This is a genomic window from Ochrobactrum soli, assembly GCF_003664555.1.
GTDB lineage: Bacteria > Pseudomonadota > Alphaproteobacteria > Rhizobiales > Rhizobiaceae > Brucella > Brucella teleogrylli.
Map to the genome: position 1 here is coordinate 79,016 of NZ_RCHH01000007.1, position 19,749 is coordinate 98,764.

Sequence of the window (19,749 nt, forward strand, 5' to 3'; positions counted from 1 at the left end):
ATGAGTGGCAGTTCCCTTAAATTTGGCACCAGCGGTCTCAGGGGATTGGCGGATGAGCTGAACGGCTTGCCCGCCTATGCCTATTCGCTCGCCTTTGTGCGAATGCTCGCCGAAAGCGGCAAGCTAAAAAAAGGTGCGGAGGTTTTCGTCGGACGTGACCTTCGCCCGTCCAGCCCCGACATTGCCGCGCTTTGCATGGCAGCCATTGAAGACGCTGGCTTTACGCCGGTGAATTGCGGTGTGCTGCCCACCCCGGCACTCAGCTTTTACGCCATGGCGAAACAGGCACCCTCCATCATGGTGACGGGAAGCCATATTCCCGACGACCGCAATGGCCTGAAATTCTATCGCGCCGATGGCGAAATCGACAAGACCGACGAACAGGGGATCAGCGCGGCCTATGCCGCCCTGCCCGCAGACCTGACCGCCCGTCATTTCAGCAATGATGCACAAAGTGATGCCGCGACCAGCGCCTACGAGAAACGTTATATCGATTATCTGGGCCGCGGCGCGCTCAAGGGCCTGCGCGTCGGCGTCTACCAGCACTCGTCGGTCGCCCGCGATGTTATAACGGATATTCTGACCGCGCTTGGCGCGGAAACCATTGCCATTGGGCGCTCCAACACTTTTGTGCCCGTCGATACCGAGGCATTGCGCCCGGAAGATATCCGGCTTCTCGACCAGTGGGCCAAGGAAAACCGCCTTGACGCCATCGTTTCCACGGATGGCGATGCGGACAGGCCGCTGATTGCCGATGCAAGCGGCCAGTTCGTGCGCGGCGATCTCGTCGGCGCAATCACCGCAAGCTGGATCGGCGCGGATACAATCGTCACGCCGGTCACGTCCAATGCGGCACTGGAAGAATGCGGGCGTTTCGCCCGCGTTGTCAGAACCCGCGTCGGCTCGCCCTATGTCATCGAAGGCATGCACCGTGCCAAGTCCGAGGGTGCAAAGATCACCGTCGGTTTCGAAGCCAATGGCGGCGTGCTTTTGGGCAGCGACAGTACCCGCAAAAGCCACACGCTGTCCGCGCTGCCAACCCGCGACGCACTTTTGCCGATCCTCGCCTGCCTAAGCGCGATCAAGGAGCAGGGCAAGCCGCTTGCGGAAATCGGCGCGGCTTTCAACTTTCGCATTGCGCTTAGCGACCGTCTGCAAAATGTTCCGCAGGAAAAGAGCGGCGCGTTTCTCGCCATCCTCAAGGATGAAGCGGGGCGCAAGGCGCTGTTTCCGTCCAATGATGCGATCATCCGGTCTGAAGCCATTGATGGCGTCAAACTGTTCTTCCATTCCGGCAATGCCGTCCATTATCGCGCTTCCGGCAATGCGCCGGAATTACGCTGCTATGTGGAAGCGGCCAATGAAAACCAGGCCGCCGAACTTCTGGCCATGGGCCTCGATATCGCCCGCAACGCAACAAAGGATGCCTGAGCAATGAGCTTTATTCCTGTCATCATCAGCGGCGGTTCCGGTTCAAGGCTCTGGCCGCTTTCGCGCGATGCTCACCCCAAGCCCTTCATCGAATTGCCCGACGGCAGCACGCTGATCGGTAAGACCTATAACCGGGCGGCACGGCTTGAAGGCGTCGATCACATCCTGACTGTCACCAATCGCGATTTTCTGTTTTTGACGCTCGACGCCTATGCGGACGCCAAGGCACCCAAGACCGATAATGCGTTTCTGCTGGAGCCGCTGGGTCGCGATACCGCGCCTGCGGTAGCACTCGCCGCCATGCATGCCGCCGCGACATACGGCCCCGATGCCACGCTTCTGGTGATGCCTGCCGATCATCTGATCGAAAACGAGCCCGCCTTTGCGGAAGCCGTCCAAAAAGCACAACAGCTTGCCGAAACCGGTCGCATCGTGACATTCGGCATTGTGCCGGATCACCCGGAAACGGGTTTTGGCTATATCGAGGCGGACGGCGTGGACGTGCTGCGCTTTGTCGAAAAGCCGGATGCGCAAACCGCGCAGGCCTATGTCGAGAGCGGACGCTATTTCTGGAATTCGGGCATGTTCTGCTTTACCGCGAGAACCATGCTGGAAGCGATGCGCGCCCACGCGCCGGAGATTTTCAACGGCGTGCAGGCCTCGCTTGAAAATGCGCGACGCGGCGTCAATGGCGACACCAAGACAATCGAAATTCCAAAGGACGAGTTTGCCGCGACCCCGGCCATTTCCATCGATTATGCCATCATGGAGAAGGCCGACAATATTGCCTGCATTCCGGTTTCCTGCGGCTGGTCGGATATCGGCTCCTGGGCGGCCATGGCCGACCTGATAAATCCGGACGCGGACGGAAACCGCCTGCGCGGCGAAACCGTTCTGGAAGACACGACCAATAGTTTCGTGCTGTCGGAGACCCGGCTGGTCAGCCTTGTCGGCGTGCACGACCTTTTAGTCGTCGATACACCGGACGCGCTGCTCGTCGCCCATCGCGACAAGGCGCAGGATGTGCGCAAGGTTTTCAACCGTCTGCGCGCCGATGGCCACGAAGCCGCCAAGCTGCACCGCACCGCCCATCGCCCATGGGGCACCTACACCGTGCTGGAAGAGGGCGACGGCTTCAAGATCAAGCGCATCGAGGTGAAGCCCGGACGCCGCCTCAGCCTTCAGGCGCATCATCACCGTTCTGAACACTGGATCGTCGTGTCCGGCACCGCCAAGGTGACCAATGGCGACCGGGAAATTCTGCTGACCAACAACCAATCGACCTATATTCCCTGCGGCTTCAAGCACCGTCTGGAAAATCCTGGCATTCTGCCCCTGGTGTTGATCGAAGTGCAGAGCGGCGAATATCTCGGCGAAGACGATATCGTGCGGTTCGACGATATTTACGGTCGGGTATAAAAGACCAGCGCCGACGAAGTTTTCTCCGTCGGCGCTTGTTTGAATTCAATCAGTTGAAAGCGCCGCTGTCGCTTTTGCTTTCCGGGCGTTCCGCCGCGACCTTCCGGCGATAACCGCTGGCGCGATAGGCGGCAATCGGTTCGATCGCCCCGCCGGTGCGGCGGCGCGCTTCGGCCAAAATCGGCTCGACATCGGTGCGATAAGCGCGTTTCAGCGTATCCGACGCCATCAGCGCATCGTTTTCCTGCTGATAGGTTTCCAGCGCCTCGCGGTCTACCAGCAGCGCTTGCGCATAGGCGCGGCGGATTTCATTTGCCGACGAAATAAGGCTCTCCAGCGGATCGGTCACATTGTGCGACTGGTCGATCATATGGGCCGGATTGAAATCCTTCACGCCGCGATAATCGGCATCGACCAGCTCGTTGAACACCAGAAACAGCCGATAGGGATCGATGGAACCGGCGTCGAGATCGTCATCGCCATATTTGCTGTCGTTGAAATGGAAACCGCCGAGTTTGCCGAACTGCATCAGCCGCGCCACGATCATTTCGATATTGGTGTTGGGCGCATGATGGCCAAGATCGACCAGACATTGCGCTTTGGGACCAAGCGTCGAGGCGATCAGATAGTTTGTGCCCCAGTCCTGAACCACCGTCGAATAGAAGGCCGGTTCATACATCTTGTGTTCGGAAAACAGCCGCCAGTCGTCGGGCAGAGCCTTGTAGATTTCGCCCATCGAAGCCAGATAGCGCTCGAAAGCACGGGTGAAATTCTGCTGGCCGGGGAAATTGGACCCGTCGCCGAGCCACACCGTCAGCGCCTTGGAGCCGATGGTATTGCCGATCTCGATACATTCGAGATTGTGCTCGACCGCCTGCGCCCGCACCGCCGGATCGACATGGGTGAGCGATCCGTATTTGTAGGACAGTTTTTGGTCAGCCGAATCCGAAAACGTGTTGGAGTTCATCGCGTCGAAGCCGAGACCAAGCGCTTCGGCATGGGCTTTCAGCTTCTTCGGATCGGTCTTGTCCCACGGGATATGCAGCGAAACATTCGGCGTCGCACGCGAAAGCTCGTTGATGACGGCGCAATCGTCCAGCTTGTCGAAAATGCCGCGCGGCTCGCCCTTGCCTGGAAAACGACCGAAACGGGTGCCGCCCGTGCCCGTACCCCATGACGGCACGGCGACGAAATAGCTTGCCACCTTGTCGGTGATGGTGTCGATCTCGATGCCGCGGCGCGAAAGCTGTTCGCCCAGCGCCTGATAATCGCTTTTCAGCGCATTTTCGAAACCGGAATTATGCTCGGCGATAAAATCCGCCGAAATACGTTGATCGGACATGGTTCCTCCCAGAATGTCCTCATTATACGGTCAGCGCGGAAAGCTCTGCTGGTTCCCGGCATCGACATTGATGATGTTACCGGTTGATTTTGGCGAAGCGTCGCTGGCGAGGAAATAGATCGCCTCGGCAATATCTTCCGGCAGCACATTGAGCTTCAACAGCGACCGCTTGCGATAATGCTCCTCCAGCTCCGAAACGTCGATCTTGGAGGACGCCGCGCGCTGTTCGCGCCACTCGCCATCCCAGATCTTGGAACCGCGCAGAACTGCATCCGGATTGACCACATTGACGCGGATACCGGCATCGGCACCTTCCAGCGCCAGACAGCGGGCCAGATGGATTTCAGCAGCCTTGGCCGTGCAATAGGCGGACGCATTGGGCGATGCGGCCAGACCATTCTTGGAGGCGACGAACACCACATTGCCGCCGATCTTCTGGCGGCGGAACAGACGGAACGCCTCCCGCGAAACGAGGAAATAGCCGGTCGCCAGAATGTCGATATTGCGGTTCCACATCGACAATTCGGTCGCTTCGACAGGAGCCGATGACGCAATGCCTGCATTGGAGACCAGAATGTCGATGCCGCCGAGTTCAACGCTGGCCTCGACAAAGGCGTTTGCGACGCCCTTTTCGTCGGTCACGTTCAGTTCGACGCTGCGCACCTGATCAGCGCCAAAACGCTTCGATAGATTGGCGTGAGCGGATTTGAGCGATTCTGCGTCAATATCCGCCAGAACCACGCAAGCGCCCTCGCCCGCCAGCCGCTCGGCGGTGGCATAGCCGATGCCGCCAGCGCCACCCGTGATAAGCGCAATGCGCCCGGCAAGGCTTTTCGGCTTCGGCATGCGTTGCAGCTTGGCTTCCTCAAGCAGCCAATATTCGATGTCGAAGGCTTCCTGTTCCGGCAGTCCCTGATATTCGGACACGGCAGATGCGCCGCGCATGACATTGATCGCATTGACATAGAACTCGCCGGCGATACGCGCTGTCGCCTTGTCGCGGGCAAAGGACAGCATGCCGACGCCGGGGATCAGGAAAATCACCGGATTGGGATCGCGCATTTTGGGCGAATTGTCGTGTTTGCAGGTCTCATAATAGCGCTTGTAATCGGCGCGATAGGCTTCGAGCGCATCCTCAAGCCCGGCAACGATGGCGTCCACATCCGGCTTGGCCGGATCGAAATTGACGACCAGCGGGCGGATTTTGGTGCGCAAAAAATGATCCGGGCAGGATGTGCCCAAAGCGGCCAGCGGGCGCAGTTCCTTCGCATTCACGAATTCCAGCACCGCATCCTGATCGTCGAAGTGACCGAGCTTACGCTCTTCCTTGCCGATAAGACCGCGAATTTCCGGCATCAGTCGCGCTGCAATGGCGCGGCGCTCGGAGGCCGCGAGACTTTGTGTGACAGCACCGCCGAAAGCGGGTTTGCCTGCCATCTTCTGGTCCAGCCATTCAATGGCTTTGTTGATGATGGCGAGCGTGGTTTCGTAACAGGTCTTCGCATCATTGGCCCAGGTGAAAAGCCCATGACTTTCAAGAACAACGCCTTTGGCCTTTGGATGCGCCTTGACGAAAGCCTCAAGATCGAGACCGAGCTGGAAGCCCGGGCGACGCCACGGCAGCCAGCCAATATCGTCACCGAAAATCTCGGCCGTCAGCTCGCGGGAATTCCTGGAGGCAGCAATCGCGATGATCGCATCGGGATGCATGTGATCGACATGGCTGAAAGCGACAAAACCATGCAGCGGCGTATCGATGGATGCGGCCCGCGGATTGAGGTTGAAGGTGCAATGCGGCAGGAAGCCGACCATGCGGTCCTCATCCTCGACGCCCTTATAGATGCCTTTCAGCGCATCGAGCTTGTCCTGATAAAGCGTGGCGAAACCGTCGAGCTTGATGGTGCCCACATCGCCGCCCGAACCCTTGACCCAGAGAACTTGAACCTTTTCGCCGGTCAACGGATCGATTTCCTCGACCTTGGCAGAGGTGTTGCCGCCGCCATAATTGGTGATGCGCTTGTCTGACCCGAGCAGATTGGAGCGGTAAAGCAGCTTTCCCGGCTCATCCAGCGTTGCCGCCTTGGCGTCGTCCCAGCGATTATCGAGCAGCCGATTGCTGTCCACCATGTCATCCTCCCAAGTCTGTATGGCCAATCGCGTCGCGCACCTTCCCATGCGCGAGCGATCATGTTGGCGGCAGATATGACGCATGAAACGAAATACTGTCAATCACAAACAATCATAACCGATCAAATATTTCACGCATGTGCGAATTATTGATTGTTTGTGATTGACATGCGCCACCAATTTGAGAATAGATGGAAGCAGGAGGAGCCATGCACGAAAGAGAGCGCCACCGCATCATCCTGAGCGCTGTTCAGGAAAAGCCGGTGATCACCATTCAGGATCTGGTGGAATTGACGGAGGCGTCGGAAGCGACCCTTCGGCGCGATATCGCATCGTTGCATATGCAGGGCCGCATCAAGCGTGTGCGCGGTGGAGCGGAAGCCATCCATCCGCCGCAGTTCGGCAGTCTGGCCGGGCGTCCCTTCAAGGTTTCGGAATCCGAAAATGGCGACCGCAAGCGCGCCATCGCCCGTGAAGCCGTGGCGCTTTGCGATGAAGGCGACAGCATCATTATCAATGGCGGCTCCACGACATTCCAGATGGTGCATTATCTGACGGCGCGCCGCCTTCAGGTGCTGACGAATTCCTTCGCCATTGCCGAACATCTGTTGCGGCAGTCGAAAAGCACGGTGATCGTGCCCGGTGGCGCGATCTATCGCGACCAGAGCCTGATCCTTTCGCCTTTCGACAATGACGTCATCCGTAATTTTTACGGTCGGCGCATGTTCATGGGCTGTCAGGGTATCAGCCCGCTCGGCGTGATGGAATCCGACGCACTGATCATCCAGAGCGAACAGAAACTGATGGGCCAGGCGGACGAGCTCGTCCTGATGGTCGATTCATCGAAATTCACCCGCCGTTCCAGCCTCATCCTTTGCCCGCTCGACCGTGTCAGCACGCTGATCACCGATGACGGCATTTCCGATGAGGCGCGGCGGATGGTGGAAAATGCGGGTATCCGGCTGATTGTAGCGCAGGCTTCCGCAAATGCCGGCAAGGGTGGCGAACAGGGGGATTCCGCCGAGGTTGCCTGAGCCAACTCTATTATCATCCCGGCCAATGCCGGGATCGTTGTGAAAATATGTCTTTATACTGGGAGGAATGAGACATGAAACTTTTCAAGAAACTCGCACTCGGTACTGCGCTGGCCGTCGCCTTCATGGCCGCCCAAGCACAGGCCGCCGACATCAAGATCGCGCTCGTCGCGAAGTCGCTCGGCAACGGCTTCTTTGAAGCCGCCAACAAGGGTGCGCAGGAAGCCGCCAAGGAACTGGGCGGCGTTGAGGTCATCTATACCGGCCCGACCACCACGACCGCCGAAGGCCAGATTGAAGTCATCAATTCGCTGATCGCCCAGGGCGTCAACGCCATCGCCATTTCCGCCAACGACCCGGATGCGGTCGTACCGGCGCTGAAAAAGGCCGCCCAGCGCGGCATCAAGGTGATTTCGTGGGATTCCGGCGTGGCTCCGGCTGGCCGTATCGTGCATTTGAACCCATCGTCCAACGAGCTGATTGGCAAGATGTGCCTGAAGCTTGTTGCCGACCACCTGCCAGACGGCAAGGGTGATTTTGCGATCCTGTCGGCCACCACCACCTCGACCAACCAGAATATCTGGATCGGCGAGATGAAGAAGCAACTGAAGGACTTCCCCGGCCTCAATCTGGTCACGACCGTCTATGGCGACGATCTTGCCGACAAGAGCTATCGTGAAGCACAAGGCCTCCTGAAGTCGAACCCGAACGTCAAGGTCATCGTGGCGCCGACCACCGTGGGCGTTCTGGCTGCTTCGCAGGCCGTGAAGGATGCGGGCAAGATCGGTGATGTCTATGTGACGGGCCTTGGCCTGCCGTCTGAAATGGCTGGCGCCATCAAGTCGGGCGCGACCAAGGAATTCGCCATCTGGAATCCGATTGATCTCGGCTATTCCGCAACCCAGATCGCCTATCACCTCGTCAAGGGTGATGCCGATGGCAAGCCGGGTTCCGAAATCGATGCCGGACGCATGGGCAAGATCAAGATCGGCGAAAACGGCGAAGCCGCGATGAGCGATCCTTTCGTCTATGACGAAAAGAACATCGACCAGTTCTCCAAGGTCTTCTGATCGGAAAGCGCATCCCGAAAGGATGCGCATTCATGAAAAGAGGCGGCATTCGCTGAACGGATGCCGCCTCCCATTCCCCGGATTCGATTTCAGGTGTCTGCAATGAATGCAGCTTTTCTCTCAAGCGGTGATTCCAGCGGTGAGCAGACGGTGCTTGCCCCGACGGATCAGCCCATTCTGGAAATGCGCGGCATTGCCAAGACATTTCCCGGTGTGCGTGCGCTCGATGACGTCAATATCGCGCTCTATCCCGGTAAGGTAACGGCATTGATCGGCGAGAACGGCGCGGGCAAGTCCACGCTCGTGAAAATCCTCACCGGCATTTATCAGCCCGATGAAGGCGAAATCCTCATCGACGGCAATCCGGTGCATCTGGCGACCGCACAGGATGCGACCGATCACGGCGTAACGGCCATTCATCAGGAAACCGTGCTCTTTGACGAATTGTCGGTGGGCGAAAACATCTATCTCGGCCATGCGCCGCGCACGAAACTCGGCTTCGTCAACTGGAAGGCCGTCTATGCCCGTTCGCAGGCGCTGCTTTCCTCGCTGGAAACGACGGTCGATGCCCGGATAAAGCTCAAGGAACTTTCCATCGCCCAGCGCCATCTGGTCGCCATTGCTCGCGCGCTGTCGGTGGATTCGCGCATCGTCATCATGGACGAGCCGACCGCGGCCCTGTCGCGCAAGGAAGTGGACGACCTGTTTCGCATCGTGGCGCGGCTGAAAGCGCAGGGCAAAGCCATCCTGTTCATCAGCCACAAATTCGATGAAGTCTACGAAATCGCCGATAATTATGCGGTTTTCCGCGACGGACACGCCGTCGGCCACGGTACGCTTGCCGATACGCGGCAGAACGATATCGTGCGTATGATGGTCGGGCGGTCTGTCGATCAGGCCTTCCCCAAGCAGAATGTCACCATCGGCAAGCCGGTGTTGAAGGTTGAAAACTATTCGCACCCGACCGAGTTTCGCGACATTTCCTTTGAGCTGCGCAAGGGGGAAATTCTCGGCGTTTACGGCCTTGTCGGCGCGGGACGCTCGGAATTCGCACAATCGCTGTTCGGTATCACCAAGCCATCGCGTGGCCGTGTGACGCTTGAAGATCGCGAGATCAGCATCCGCCGCCCCGGCGACGCGGTGGCGCATGGCATTGTCTATGTGCCGGAAGAGCGCGGACGCCACGGCGCGGTGCTGCAACTACCGATCTTTCAGAATGTTTCGCTGCCGTCGCTCGCCCGCACCTCGCGCAATGGTTTTTTGCGCATGGCCGAAGAACTGGCGCTGGCGCGTAAATATGCCGAGCGCTTCGACCTGCGCGCCGCCGCCCTTTCCGTCCCGGTCGGAACGCTGTCTGGCGGCAATCAGCAGAAGGTCGTCATCGGCAAGTGGCTCGCCACAAATCCGAAGGTCATCATTCTCGACGAACCGACCAAGGGCATCGATATCGGTTCCAAGGCCGCGGTTCACGCCTTCATCAGCGAACTCGCCGCCGAGGGTCTCAGCATCATCATGATCTCGTCGGAACTGCCGGAAATCATCGGCATGTCGGACCGCGTGATGGTCATGCGCGAGGGCCTGATGGAAGGCGTCTTCGAACGCGCAAGCCTCGACGCGGAAGTGCTGGTGCGCGCCGCCACGGGCAATGCCGAGGAGGCTGCGGAGTAGATCATGAAACAATTGCCGAAACAGCGGGAACTCCTGCTCCTCGTCATCATCGCGCTTCTGGTGGGCCTGTTCGCCAGCCGCGCGCCGGGCTTTGCCAGCGTCGGCAATCTGGCGGGCATCTTCAACGACACGTCGATCCTGATCATCATCGCGCTCGGCCAGATGGCGGTTATCCTGACCAAGTCGATCGATTTGTCGGTTGCTGCCAATCTCGCCTTTACCGGCATGGCCGTGGCGATGCTGAACGCGACCTATCCCGGTCTGCCGCTGGTGCTGCTGATCGTGCTTGCCATCGGCATTGGCGCTGTTCTGGGCGCGATCAACGGCATTCTCGTCTGGAAGCTCAACATTCCGGCGATTGTCGTCACGCTTGGCACGCTCACCATCTATCGCGGCATGGCCTTTGTGCTGTCCGGCGGCGCATGGGTGAATGCGCACCAGATGACAGCGCCCTTTCTCAACACGCCACGCACGCCTTTTCTCGGCCTGCCGCTCCTCGGCTGGACGGCAATCCTGATCGTCGCGCTCGTCTATGTGCTGCTGACGCGGACATTTTTCGGACGCGCCCTTTATGCGTCCGGCGGCAATCCGACCGCCGCCGTCTATACCGGCATCGATGTGGGTCGCACGCGCTTCTTTGCCTTCGTGTTGTCGGGGGCCCTCGCCGGACTATGCGGTTATCTCTGGGTGTCGCGCTATGCCGTCGCCTATGTGGATGTGGCCGCCGGTTTCGAACTCGACAGCGTTGCGGCCTGCGTCATCGGCGGCATCTCGACGCTTGGCGGCATCGGCACGGTAGCCGGTGCGGTTCTGGGCGCGCTGTTTCTCGGTGTCATCAAAAACGCTTTGCCGGTTATCGACATTTCACCCTTCTGGCAGATGGCGATTTCCGGTTCCGTCATCATTCTGGCGGTGATTTTCAATGCGCGGCAGGAAAAGCGGCGCGGACGCATCATCCTGCGCGATAAGGCCGCGAAGACTTATGAGGAGGTTGCGGCATGAGCGAGACCGATACCAACGACCAGCGCCGTCACATTCCAGACCGCCTAGGCACGCCCTTCTCGCGCATCTTCGCCAGCTGGGAAATGCTGCTGCTTGGCGTGGCGATTGCGATCTTCATCGCGAATTCCTTCGCCTCGCCCTATTTTCTCGATGCCTGGAACCTCTCCGACGCCACGTTCAACTTCACGGAAAAGGCGCTGATTGCCTTTGCGATGACGCTTCTGATCATTTCCGGTGAAATCGACCTCTCGGTCGCCGCGATCATCGCGCTTTCCTCGACGGCCATGGGCGCGGCCGCGCAGGCGGGCGTCGGCACGCCGGGTCTGGTCGCCATCGGCATCGGCACGGGCCTTGTCTGCGGCGCGATCAATGGCGGGCTGGTGGCCGGGCTGAAACTGCCATCCATCGTCGTGACCATCGGCACGATGAGCCTTTTCCGCGGTATTTCCTATATCGTGCTCGGCGATCAGGCCTTTGGCGGCTATCCGGAAAGCTTTGCCTATTTCGGACAGGGCTATGTCTTCTGGGTGATCTCGTTCGAATTTGCGCTGTTCGTTCTGTTCGCTGTGCTGTTTGGCGTTCTGCTGCATGCCACCAGCTTCGGACGCCGCGTCTATGCCATCGGCAACAATGAATTCGCGGCGCGCTTTTCTGGTATTCCGGTTGAAAAAACCAAATTCGTGCTGTTCCTGATGACCGGCGTGATGAGCGGTATCGCTGCCGTCTGCCTGACCTCGCGCCTCGGCTCCACACGCCCGTCCATCGCGCAAGGCTGGGAGCTGGAAATCGTCACCATGGTCGTGCTGGGCGGCGTTTCGATCCTCGGCGGATCAGGCACCATTGTCGGCGTGGTGATTGCCGCTTTCGTGATGGGCCTCGTGACCTTCGGGCTAGGCCTTCTCAATGTGCCGGGCATCGTCATGTCGATCTTCATCGGCCTTCTGCTGATTATCACCATTTCGCTGCCGATCCTGATCCGACAGTTCAGAGCGAGGCGCACGGCATGACGACGGAACGCTATGCATTTCGCATGACGCTCAATCCCGGCATGGAGGCCGAATATCGCCGCCGCCATGACGAAATCTGGCCGGAACTGGTAGAACTTCTGCACACGGCAGGCGTGTCGGACTATGCCATCTATCTCGATGAAGAAACCAATAGCCTGTTTGGCGTGCTGACGCGCAGCGCCGGACACGGCATGGCCGCCCTGCCCGACCATCCAGTGATGAAAAAATGGTGGGCGCATATGGCCGATATCATGGCGACGAACCCTGATAATTCGCCAGTTTCCGTCGATCTCAAGCCAGTGTTTCACATGTCATGAAGCGCATCGCCATTCTCGATATCGGCAAGACCAATGCCAAAGTCGTCATACTCGATGCGGCAGGCGGCGAGGAAATTGCCGCGCGCCGCATGCCGAACACTGTACTTCGCGACGGCCCCTATCCGCATTATGATATCGAGGCGCTATGGCGCTTCTTTCTGGCAAGTCTCTCGGAATTTGCGCTGGAGCCGGGTTTCGATGCCATTTCCATCACCACGCATGGCGCATCGGCGGCCCTCGTTGCTGAAGACGGCACGCTGGCAATGCCGGTACTCGACTATGAGCTTGAATATCCAGCCGAGATTCGTGCCGCCTATGCAGCCATAAAACCGGACTTTCGCGATACTTTTTCGCCGACCCTGTCGCTTGGCCTTAATCTCGGTGCGCAGCTTCACTATCTGAAAACGGCCTTCCCCGCCGATTTTGCGCGCACGCATTTCATATTCACCTATCCGCAATATTGGGCCTGGCGTCTGACCGGCATTGCCGCGTCAGAAGTCACGTCGCTTGGCTGTCACACGGATTTGTGGCTACCGAAGCAATCTGCTTTTTCGGCGCTTGTCGACCGTCTGGACATTCGCGAAAAATTCCCGCCGCTGCGCTCCGCCTTCGACGCGCTTGGGCCGCTGATGCCAGCGATCGCGATGGAAATAGGACTGCCCTTGCCCGTTACGGTACATTGCGGCATTCACGATTCCAATGCTTCGCTGCTCGCCCATCTGATGGATCGCGAAGGCGCGTTTTCGGTGGTTTCGACGGGCACTTGGGTGGTGAGCTTCGCCGTGGGCGGCAATCTCGACGGGCTAGACCCAAAACGCGACACGCTGGCCAATGTCGATGCCTATGGCTGTACCGTGCCTTCGGCGCGTTATATGGGCGGGCGCGAATTCGATCTGATGACCGAAGGGCTGCAAAGACCCTCCCCCACCGAATACGATGCCCTTGCCGCGCAGATTCTGCATCACGGGATCATGGCTCTGCCTTCCGCCGTTCCGAACTGTGGCCCTTTCCCCAACACGCATCTGCGCTGGCGCAATGCGGATCAAGCGAGCGATGCAGAACGTTATGCTGCCGCCTGCATCTATGCCGCGCTGATGACTGAAAGTTGCCTTGGCCTATTGGGCGCTAAGGGGCCTATTGTGGTCGAAGGCCCTTTTTCCGATAATCCCATTTATCTGAAAGCATTGGCGAATTTCTCGGGTCGCGAAGTCGAAGCCATTGCCGGATCGACGGGAACGGCCACCGGCGCCGGGCTTCTGGCGGGTGCGACGCCGAAGGAAAAGCACGGCAGAACCTATCAGCCGGATAATGACGCTTCCGGCAATGTCTATACCGCTTATCGCGCGCAATGGCTGGAAGCCGTCACGCCGCAAGCAGCGCACTGACTGGCAACGCCCACTCCCAACAAGTTGTCACGTGATTGTGAAATCGCGGGCCGCTGCCTGCGATCCAATTCGCTTGCCATATTCAAGACACTTGTCATAAGCTACAAATAATAAGTTAGCTTATAAATAAGTGGGCATACAAGTGACGGACACCCGCGTTCTCGGTTTTCTGTTGCATGATGTGGCCCGCCTTCTTCGCAAACGTTTTGAGCAGCGCGCACGCGGAACTGGCCTGACACGGGCCCAGTGGCAAACGCTGGCTTTCCTCTCGAAGAATGACGGGATCATGCAACGCAGTCTGGCTGATCTGCTGGACGTGGAGGCTATAACTCTCACGCGCATTCTCGACCGGCTCGTTGAACAGGGATTTGTCGAAAGACGACCCCACCCGACCGATCGGCGTGCGCATCTGATTTTCATATGCGAGGCGGCTATGCCGCTTCTGGAAGTTATGCGCGAACTCGGCGGCCAGACGCGGGCCGAGTCGCTTGAAGGTGTTTCGCAGGCGGAACAGGAGCAGTTGATCCAGACCCTCCTGTCGATGAAAGACAATCTCTCCCGGGCTTGCCGGACTCCCGTAAGTCCTGAAATCGTCAACGAAGATACAGATCATGACTGACACGTCCAATATCGTAAAACATCCCGCCACTATCGAACGGGATGAGCCTGAAGCACGTCGGGAAACCTGCGCTGAAAGCACGGGTCCGACCGCACAGCCGCAAGCGGCCACCGACGCGGCCCAAAAGCCCGCCGCAAGCGAGATTGCCACTCACCGCCGGTTAAGGCGCCGCCGCATGATGTTTTCTCTTCTGCCGCTGGCGCTTGTTGTCGGCGGCTATTTCTACGTTACTGGCGGGCGCTATGTTTCGACGGATAATGCCTATGTGCAGGCCGATATGGTGGGCATTTCGACCGATGTTTCGGGCCTTGTCGCTGGTATTGACGTGCATGAAAACGAGCTGGTCAAAGCCGGACAGGTGTTGTTTCGCCTGAAGCCGGATTCCTTTGCCATTGCGCTTGAAGGCGCTCAGGCCGAACTCGGCCATGTGCGCAATCAGATTCTTGCGCTTCAGGCCAGCTATCAGCAATCGCTTGCTGAAATCACGCAGGCCGAGGCCGATCTGCCCTTCTATCAGGCGACCTTCAAGCGGCAGCAGGATCTCGTGGCGACCAGCGCGTCATCGCGGGCGACTTTCGATCAGGCGAAACACGACCTCGATGCCGCCAAGCAGAAGGTTGCCGTGGCGAAGGCGCAGGCCCAGTCGGCAATGGCCGAGCTCGGCGGCAATGCGGACCAACCGGTGGAGCAAAACCCGCTTTTTCTACAGGCCAAGGCCAAGCTCGATGAAGCCCAGCGCCAGCTTGATGACGCGACTGTTCGCGCGCCCTTCGACGGCATCGTCACCAATGTGAACAGCTTGCAGGTCGGCTCCTATCTGCAAGCCGCGCAACAGGCTTTTTCGCTCGTTTCGTCCGATCATCTCTGGATCACCGCCAATCCGAAGGAAACCGAATTGACCGGGATCGAACCCGGCCAGCCGGTGACGATCTCGGTCGATACCTATCCCGATGCCCGCTGGGAGGGCAAAGTCGCCAGTATCAGCCCGGCTTCGGGTTCCAGCTTCTCGCTGCTGCCGGCGCAAAACACGTCCGGCAACTGGGTCAAGGTCGTGCAGCGCATCCCCATGCGCGTCAGCATCGACAATAAGAATGGCCAACCGCCGCTGCGTGTCGGCATGAGCGTGAATGTGGAGGTCGATACCGGCCATCCGCGCGGTCTGCCGCGCTTCATTACCAATCTCTTCGGTGGTGGAAACCATGTCTAACGTCGCCATTTCCGGCGCGTCCATCGTCGCACATCGCGGCGCGATCACCGCTTGCGTCATTCTCGCGGTTATCATGCAAGCGCTGGATACGACGATTGCCAATGTCGCTCTGCCCTATATTCAGGGCAGCGTTTCGGCAAGCGCCGACCAGATCAACTGGGTGCTGACCTCTTATATCGTGGCGGCTGCGATCATGACGCCACCGTCCGGCTTTCTGGCCGCCAAATTCGGTCGCAAGCGCGTGTTGCTGGCGGCTATTGCGGGCTTCGTGCTGGCCTCGGTGCTATGCGGGCTTGCACAATCCCTGCCGCAGATTGTCGGTTTCCGGCTGTTGCAGGGCCTGTTCGGCGCTTCGCTGGTGCCACTGTCGCAAGGCATTCTGCTCGATATCTACACGCTGGAAGAACGTGGCTCCGCCATGGCACTTTTCGGCGTTTCGGTGATGGTCGGCCCGGTTTTGGGGCCTGTCATTGGCGGCTGGCTGACTGACAATATGAGCTGGCGCTGGGTTTTCTACATCAATGTGCCGATTGGTGCGCTGGCTTTCGGTGGCATCATGGTCTTTGTGTCTGAAACCAGGATAGACCGGACGGCGCGTCTCGACTGGACCGGCTTCGGCCTGCTCAGTCTCGCCATTGCCTCGCTGCAATTGTTTCTTGACCGCGGCGAGCAGATGGACTGGTTTTCATCGAGCGAAATCGTCATCGAGTCGCTGGTATGCGCGGCAGCCCTTTACCTGCTTGTGGTGCATACATTCACGGCAGAAAATTCTTTCGTCAAACCGCAGCTGTTTCTCGACCGCAATTTTGCGGTGAGTATGCTCTTCATCTTTATCATCGGCGTGACCTATCTGGCATCGCTGGCGCTGATGACGCCATATCTCCAGACCTTGATGGGCTATCCGGTGACGACAGCCGGCATCGTGATGGGACCGCGCGGCATGGGCACCATGGCTTGCATGTTTCTGGTCGGCAAGCTGATTGGCCGTATGGATTCACGTTATCTACTTTTGACCGGTCTCGGACTGACGGCCTGGGCCATGTATGAAATGACGGGCTGGACGCCCGATGTTTCGCAGTGGACCATTGTGCGGGTTGGTTTCATTCAGGGCGCAGGTCTGGGCTTCCTGTTCGTGCCCCTGACCACGATTGCCTTTTCCACCCTCCCCGCGCATCTGCGCGGCGACGGCACCGGCCTGTATAATCTGTCCCGCAACATCGGATCGAGCGTCGGCATATCGATTGTTGCAGCGCTGCTGACGGAAAATGTGCAGGCCAACCACGCCGCTATCAGCGCCTATGTCACGCCATTCAATCATAATTTCGATGGCGCTGTCGTTTCACAATATCTCAATCCGACAACAGCTGCCGGACGCGCGCTTCTGGACAATATCGTCACCGAACAGGCGACAATCATTTCTTATATCGATGATTTCAAGCTGTTGATGCTGATGTCGCTTCTGGCGATGCCGCTCGTTCTTTTGCTCCGCAAGCCAAAGGTTGCGCAGGAAGTCGATCACAGCATCGCCATGGAATGAGATGAACGCTTACAGCTTGGCGAACTCGATATAGAAATCGTGAACGCCGGAGGCCAGAAACTGCACGGCAATGCAGGTCAGGAGAAAGCCCATGATCTTGGTGATCGCCTGCATGCCGTGATCGCCGAGCATTCTTTCGAGGAACGTTGCCGATGACAGCGCCGCATAAGCGATGCTGACCGTCAGCAGAATGGCCACGATCACGATAATATGGCCGATGATGGTGTGTTCGGCGGGAATTTGCGAACCAAAACTCATCACCACGGCAATCGACCCCGGACCCGCAAGGCTGGGCATGGCAAGTGGCGAAAACGAATAATCGATTTCCGCCTTCTTGATCTCGGAAGGCTCGACATTGACCTCCGACGAAGTGTCTTCACCAGAGAAGATCATCCGCAGCGCCAGGATCATGATGATGATGCCGCCTGCGACCCGGATGCCCGGAAGCGAGATATTGAACAGCGCGATGATCCCCTGCCCCAGCAGCAAAAATGCCGTCAGGATCGAAAACGCGTAGATACAGGCTTTGACGGCCTGTTTGCGCTTGTTCTCCACGCTCATCCGCTTGGTCAAAGCCATATAGAGCGGAATTGTCGTGAGGGGGTTCATGATCGGCAGAAGACCGATGAAAACGATGGAAACATATTTGATGAAATCGATAGTCAAATTCACCGCACGGATACTCCGTTCTCAAATATTACGGTTGTCGGATGAGACGCCCTTACTTGGCTATTTGACCTACTCGTCAGTGGCCAGTCTTGGAATAAAGCGCGGCGTCTTCTGGTTTTGTAACGCGAAAGTCAGGACCTGAAACAGAACCGCTGTAGACCAGCCGAAGAGCAAAACGCCATTCATTGCGGTCATCGGACCCATGAGATGCCAGCGTGCGAGCGGAACTATATCTCCATATCCGAGCGAGGTAAAATTCACGAAAGCAAAATAGAGCGCGTCTGCCCCGGCGGGTATGGCGAGAACCATGGTATAGGACGCCGACCATATTATGATTTCGATGACCTGTGTTGCCAGCAAAACCGACGCGGCAACCGACATTGTCGATATCAGCGCCAACATAGCGTATTTCCGCAGGGATTTATGGAGAAGTCGCGTCGTCCTGATAACCAGGATTGTTGCTAAAGCATGCAGAACAACATTGATCAGACCTATGGTGCTTCCAAATGCAAGTTGTTGAAATATTAGGAACATATAATATCTTCCTTTGTTTCCTTGTCTTGCGTAGCACTAAGCACTTTCGGTATCGATTACTCTCCTTTTCCGCCTCTTAGAAACGTTATATTTGATAAATTTGCTGTTACTGCCTATTGGGCGCGGCGTTGTGCATTCAGCGCGGCCAGCATCATCGGCTTGATCGAAAAACCACTATCCGCAGCCTTTTCCGTCAATATCCGCAGATAACCGCCTGCCGATCGAATCTGATCATAACGCTGGAGAATATAGGCAATTGCGATGGCCGTATTATAGTTTCCAAGCGTCTTTTTAGCCAAATCATAAAGTTTGGCGTCAATCCCGATGAAACTGCGGACGGTTTCTGCGGCATTCATCAGTCCATGCCATTGGCGGATCGGGCTCGATGAATAGGCTTCAATCTCTGGACAGGCGCGCAGAACCATATCGAGAGAGACCGTCGGTTCTGGTTGCGCCTTGTCGGTTATCATCCGGCGCTGGTCGATTTGTGAAACGCTGTCCTTTTCAAAATAGGAATCTGGATTCGATTCAATTTGCTGCCGCTCATTTTGAGACTCATTGCCGCTCAAATTTTCGATATTTTGCTGAATATTCAACAGCTTATTGATTTCGACCGAAAGTGTCTCCATTGCGGCGACCAACAGAGCCAGCTCATCGCGTTCCGCACGGCGTGGAATCGTATCGACAATGGCTCGGAAGCGCTGGTTGATTGCTGACCAGTCACCGGAAAGGTTTTCCGTCATGGCAAATTCAATCAGCTTGGCGATATCGCGACGCAGCAAGGTCAAGCGTTCACGTTGCTCGCGCAAAGCAGCCTTTTCGGCCCTCACCTGCTCGGCGGACGTTTCGAGTTCTTCGGCGCGCAACAGCAAAGGAGCGAGCGAAAAGCCGAATGCAATTTGCAACTCGCCGCCTTTGGCCCGACGCGCATAACGCTTGCCGTTCGGACTGTCCTGACGCGTGATGAAACCGGCATCGACCAGCGCGCCGAGATGACGCCGCAATGTAGCGTCCGCCATGCCATGGGCACGCAACGCCAATTGCTTGTTGGATGGAAAGACGATCAGGCCTTCATTGGCTTTGAGATGATTGTCCGGATGAAAGGACAGCAATGCTGACAGAACCGCCAGCGAGCGATCATTCAAACCATAGATCGTCTTTGCTTCGCACAGCCAGCGATGCATCTGCCACTTATCGACGGCAAGGTCTTGCGGCATTTGTCGTGCATTGCGTTGCGCTGCCAACAAGGCAGCGGTCATCGGTCGACTGCCAAACGGCGTCGAAGCCAAATGCATCTCCATTTTCTTTCACCTTCCACAAGGCAAAAGAAATCCACCCGCCGAAAAGACGCTTAAGACACTTGACAGTGATTCGTGGATTT

The 19,749-nt window shown here is 57.8% G+C and carries 17 protein-coding genes; 12 read left to right on the top strand and 5 right to left on the bottom strand.

Features of this window, described 5'->3' with window-relative positions; genetic code table 11:
- The gene (locus D8666_RS13925) at positions 1-1,431 is read left to right on the top strand and encodes a phosphomannomutase (RefSeq protein WP_109367933.1); all 1,431 of its coding nucleotides are present in this window, start codon (positions 1-3) and stop codon (positions 1,429-1,431) included.
- Positions 1,432-1,434: 3 nt separating this feature from the next.
- Positions 1,435-2,850 (top strand): mannose-1-phosphate guanylyltransferase/mannose-6-phosphate isomerase, encoded by a 1,416-nt coding sequence (locus D8666_RS13930; RefSeq protein WP_109367934.1) that lies wholly within the window; start codon positions 1,435-1,437, stop codon positions 2,848-2,850.
- Between the two features lie 49 nt (positions 2,851-2,899).
- On the opposite strand, the gene rhaI is transcribed toward D8666_RS13930, so the two are convergent.
- Both rhaI and D8666_RS13940 read right to left on the bottom strand, forming a co-directional pair.
- Positions 2,900-4,192 carry an L-rhamnose catabolism isomerase gene (gene rhaI, locus D8666_RS13935; protein ID WP_121538392.1) on the bottom strand — a complete coding sequence of 431 codons (1,293 nt, stop codon included), beginning with the start codon at positions 4,190-4,192 and terminating at the stop codon, positions 2,900-2,902.
- Positions 4,193-4,222: 30 nt separating this feature from the next.
- A complete protein-coding gene (locus D8666_RS13940; protein WP_121538394.1) occupies positions 4,223-6,319 on the bottom strand; it encodes a bifunctional rhamnulose-1-phosphate aldolase/short-chain dehydrogenase in 2,097 nt (698 codons plus the stop codon).
- A gap of 209 nt (positions 6,320-6,528) precedes the next feature.
- Here D8666_RS13940 and D8666_RS13945 point away from each other — a divergent pair, with 209 nt between their 5' ends.
- From D8666_RS13945 to D8666_RS13990, 10 genes are all read left to right on the top strand, one after another.
- Positions 6,529-7,353, top strand: coding sequence for a DeoR/GlpR family DNA-binding transcription regulator (locus D8666_RS13945; protein WP_109366811.1), 825 nt, complete (start codon positions 6,529-6,531; stop codon positions 7,351-7,353).
- A gap of 74 nt (positions 7,354-7,427) precedes the next feature.
- Positions 7,428-8,423 carry a rhamnose ABC transporter substrate-binding protein gene (gene rhaS / locus D8666_RS13950; protein WP_109366812.1) on the top strand — a complete coding sequence of 332 codons (996 nt, stop codon included), beginning with the start codon at positions 7,428-7,430 and terminating at the stop codon, positions 8,421-8,423.
- Positions 8,424-8,525: 102 nt separating this feature from the next.
- On the top strand, positions 8,526-10,091 hold the full coding sequence (locus tag D8666_RS13955) for a sugar ABC transporter ATP-binding protein (RefSeq protein ID WP_167836088.1): 1,566 nt from the start codon (positions 8,526-8,528) through the stop codon (positions 10,089-10,091).
- A gap of 3 nt (positions 10,092-10,094) precedes the next feature.
- A complete protein-coding gene (locus D8666_RS13960) occupies positions 10,095-11,093 on the top strand; it encodes an ABC transporter permease (protein ID WP_109366813.1) in 999 nt (332 codons plus the stop codon).
- Complete coding sequence (locus D8666_RS13965) at positions 11,090-12,100, top strand: ABC transporter permease (RefSeq protein WP_109366814.1); 1,011 nt, start codon at positions 11,090-11,092, stop codon at positions 12,098-12,100. Before D8666_RS13960 ends, D8666_RS13965 begins: the two co-directional genes overlap by 4 nt.
- On the top strand, positions 12,097-12,417 hold the full coding sequence (gene rhaM, locus D8666_RS13970) for an L-rhamnose mutarotase (RefSeq protein ID WP_109366815.1): 321 nt from the start codon (positions 12,097-12,099) through the stop codon (positions 12,415-12,417). The genes D8666_RS13965 and rhaM overlap by 4 nt, the downstream gene beginning before the upstream one ends.
- Positions 12,414-13,802 (top strand): FGGY-family carbohydrate kinase, encoded by a 1,389-nt coding sequence (locus D8666_RS13975; protein ID WP_121538396.1) that lies wholly within the window; start codon positions 12,414-12,416, stop codon positions 13,800-13,802. The genes rhaM and D8666_RS13975 overlap by 4 nt, the downstream gene beginning before the upstream one ends.
- A gap of 142 nt (positions 13,803-13,944) precedes the next feature.
- Positions 13,945-14,421: a MarR family winged helix-turn-helix transcriptional regulator gene (locus D8666_RS13980; protein ID WP_121538398.1), complete on the top strand. Its 477-nt coding sequence runs from the start codon at positions 13,945-13,947 to the stop codon at positions 14,419-14,421.
- Positions 14,414-15,628 carry an HlyD family secretion protein gene (locus D8666_RS13985; RefSeq protein WP_121538400.1) on the top strand — a complete coding sequence of 405 codons (1,215 nt, stop codon included), beginning with the start codon at positions 14,414-14,416 and terminating at the stop codon, positions 15,626-15,628. Before D8666_RS13980 ends, D8666_RS13985 begins: the two co-directional genes overlap by 8 nt.
- Positions 15,621-17,165: a DHA2 family efflux MFS transporter permease subunit gene (locus tag D8666_RS13990; RefSeq protein WP_121538402.1), complete on the top strand. Its 1,545-nt coding sequence runs from the start codon at positions 15,621-15,623 to the stop codon at positions 17,163-17,165. The genes D8666_RS13985 and D8666_RS13990 overlap by 8 nt, the downstream gene beginning before the upstream one ends.
- 9 nt (positions 17,166-17,174) lie before the next feature.
- On the opposite strand, the gene D8666_RS13995 is transcribed toward D8666_RS13990, so the two are convergent.
- The 3 genes from D8666_RS13995 to repC form a co-directional block, all read right to left on the bottom strand.
- Positions 17,175-17,837, bottom strand: a complete 663-nt coding sequence (locus tag D8666_RS13995) for a MarC family NAAT transporter (protein WP_109366820.1) — start codon at positions 17,835-17,837, stop codon at positions 17,175-17,177.
- Between the two features lie 66 nt (positions 17,838-17,903).
- The gene (locus D8666_RS14000) at positions 17,904-18,236 is read right to left on the bottom strand and encodes a potassium channel family protein (protein WP_235858967.1); all 333 of its coding nucleotides are present in this window, start codon (positions 18,234-18,236) and stop codon (positions 17,904-17,906) included.
- Positions 18,237-18,481: 245 nt separating this feature from the next.
- On the bottom strand, positions 18,482-19,669 hold the full coding sequence (gene repC / locus D8666_RS14005) for a plasmid replication protein RepC (RefSeq protein WP_121538406.1): 1,188 nt from the start codon (positions 19,667-19,669) through the stop codon (positions 18,482-18,484).
- Positions 19,670-19,749 lie beyond the last annotated feature (80 nt).